Genomic DNA, 2,606 nt, shown 5'->3' with positions numbered 1-2,606 from the left:
CGCGGCGCAGGTCTGCTCCTGCAACGCGGTGACCCGCGACGACATCGACGCCGCGATCGCCGGCGGCGCGACGGACGTGCCGGCGTTGAAGGCGTGTACCCGGGCCGGCACCAGCTGCGGATCGTGCGTGCCGATGCTCAAGCAACTGCTCGACGCGGCCGGGGTGAAGCAGTCCACCGCGCTCTGCGAGCACTTCGACGCCAGCCGGCAGGAACTCTTCGACATCGTCCGGGTGCGCGGCATCCGCACCTTCTCCGGGCTCATCGCCGAGCACGGGCGGGGGCGCGGCTGCGACATCTGCAAGCCGGTGGTGGCCTCGATCCTGGCCTCGCTCGGCGCCGGGCACGTGCTCGACGGCGAGCAGGCCTCGTTGCAGGACACCAACGACCACTTCCTGGCCAACCTGCAACGCGACGGCAGCTACTCGGTGGTGCCCCGGATCCCCGGCGGGGAGATCACCCCGGAGAAGCTGATCGTGATCGGTGAGGTGGCCCGCGACTTCCGGCTCTACACCAAGATCACCGGTGGACAGCGGATCGACCTGTTCGGCGCCCGGGTCGAGCAACTGCCGCAGATCTGGCGCCGGCTGGTCGACGCGGGCTTCGAGTCCGGCCACGCGTACGGCAAGGCGCTGCGGACGGTGAAGTCCTGCGTCGGCGAGACCTGGTGCCGGTACGGGGTGCAGGACTCGGTCGGCCTGGCCATCGCGCTGGAGCTGCGCTACCGGGGCCTGCGCGCCCCCCACAAGATCAAGTCGGCGGTCTCCGGCTGCGCCCGGGAGTGCGCCGAGGCCCGCAGCAAGGACTTCGGCATCATCGCCACCGACACCGGCTGGAACCTCTACGTCGGCGGCAACGGTGGCTTCCGGCCCCGGCACGCCGACCTCTTCGCCACCGACCTGTCCACGGAAGCGCTGATCTCGCTGATCGACAGATTCCTGATGTACTACATCCGCACCGCCGACCGGCTACAACGCACCGCCGCCTGGATCGAGGCGATGGACGGCGGCCTCGACCACCTGCGCTCGGTGATCGTGGACGACTCGCTCGGGCTCTGCGCCGAACTCGACGCGGCGATGGCCCGGCACGTGGCGACCTATTCCGACGAGTGGCGCGACGTCCTCGACGACCCGGAGCGGCTGCGCCGCTTCACCTCCTTCGTCAACGCCCCGGACGTGCCCGACCCGTCGATCAGCTTCGCCGTCGAACGCGGGCAACCGGTGCCCGCGCGCGACGCACCACCCACCCCGGCGGCCGACCGCCGCCGCCAGCCGGTCGCCCTCGGCCTTCCGGAGGTACGGCGATGAGCCCGACGAGCACCGTGGACGGAGGCAGGATGATGAGCGCGACGAGCACCCTGGACTGGACGGCCGTCTGCCCCATCGACCGGTTGGATCCCGACCGGGGCGTCGCCGCGCTGGTCGACGGCGTACAGGTGGCGCTCTTCTCGACCGGCGGCGAACTGTTCGCGGTCGACAACCTCGACCCGGTCGGCGGCGCGTACGTGATGTCCCGGGGCATCGTGGGCAGCCGCGGCGGGGTGCCGACCCTCGCCTCCCCGCTGCACAAGCAGGTCTACGACCTGCGTACCGGGCGCTGTCTGGACCTGCCCGGCGTGACGCTGCCCGTGCACCGGGTCCGCTGCCGGGACGGGCTGGTCGAGGTGCGGCTGCGACAGGAGGAGTGATGCGGGAGGAACTGGCCGGCTTCACCATCGGGGTCACCGCCGACCGGCGGCGCGACGAGCTGGCCGCGCTGCTGCAACGCCGCGGCGCCCGGGTGGTGCTCGCCCCGGCCCTGCGGATCGTGCCGCTGGCCGACGACAGCGACCTGCGCGAGGCCACCCGCGCCTGCCTGGACCGGCCGCCGGACATCCTGATGGCGAACACCGGCATCGGGATGCGCGGCTGGCTGGAGGCGGCCGAGGGCTGGGGGCTCGCCGAGCCGCTGCGCTCGGTGCTGTCCCGGTCGTACGTGGTGGCCCGGGGGCCGAAGGCGCGCGGCGCGATCCGGGCCGCCGGGCTGCACGACCAGTGGTCGCCCGACTCGGAGAGCTGCGACGAGGTGATCGAGCACCTGTGCCGGCGCGGGGTGGCCGGTCAGGTCATCGCCATGCAGCTGCACGGCGACCGGCAGCCGGAGTGCACCGAGGCGCTGGAGGCGGCCGGGGCCACCGTGATCGAGGTGCCGGTCTACCGCTGGGCGCCGCCCACCGACCCGGCCCCGCTGCACCGGCTGATCGACCTGGTCGCCGGGCGGCTGGTCGACGCCGTCACGTTCACCTCCGCGCCGGCGGCGGAGGCCCTGCTGCGGGCGGCCGGCGACCGGTCCGAGACGGTGCTGGAGGCGCTGCGCTCAGACGTGCTCGCCAGCTGCGTCGGCGCGGTCACCGCGGAGCCGCTGGTCCGTCGGGGAGTGCCGGTCAGCGCGCCCGCCCGGGCCCGCCTCGGGGCACTGGTCCGGCAGATCGTCGACGAGCTGCCCCGCCGTACGGTGACCGTCAAGGCCGCCGGGCACCTGCTGACCCTGCGCGGGCACGCGGCCGTGGTCGACGGGGAGCTGCGGCCGCTCGCGCCCGCCCCGATGGCGGTGCTCCGGGCGCTCGCC

General features: G+C 73.7%; 3 protein-coding genes. All 3 read left to right on the top strand.

What is annotated here, in order from left to right; genetic code table 11:
- Positions 1–1,306 (top strand): (2Fe-2S)-binding protein (locus JNW89_RS34135; RefSeq protein ID WP_238452172.1); only part of this gene is annotated, 1,306 nt, incomplete at its 5' end.
- A gap of 32 nt (positions 1,307–1,338) precedes the next feature.
- A complete protein-coding gene (gene nirD / locus JNW89_RS34130) occupies positions 1,339–1,686 on the top strand; it encodes a nitrite reductase small subunit NirD (protein ID WP_238452171.1) in 348 nt (115 codons plus the stop codon).
- Positions 1,686–2,606: uroporphyrinogen-III synthase (locus tag JNW89_RS34125; protein ID WP_238452170.1), on the top strand; the 921-nt coding region annotated here is incomplete at its 3' end. The genes nirD and JNW89_RS34125, both read left to right, overlap by 1 nt.

It is taken from the genome of Micromonospora sp. 4G55 (assembly GCF_016803375.1).
The sequence above is the reverse complement of the archived record's forward strand: the minus strand, read 5'-3'. Positions and strand labels throughout refer to the sequence as shown.

Coding starts and splice junctions, on each gene's coding strand:
- nirD (WP_238452171.1), top strand. CDS start 1,339: ATGAGCGCGACGAGCACCCTGGACTGGACGGCCGTCTGCCCCATCGAC.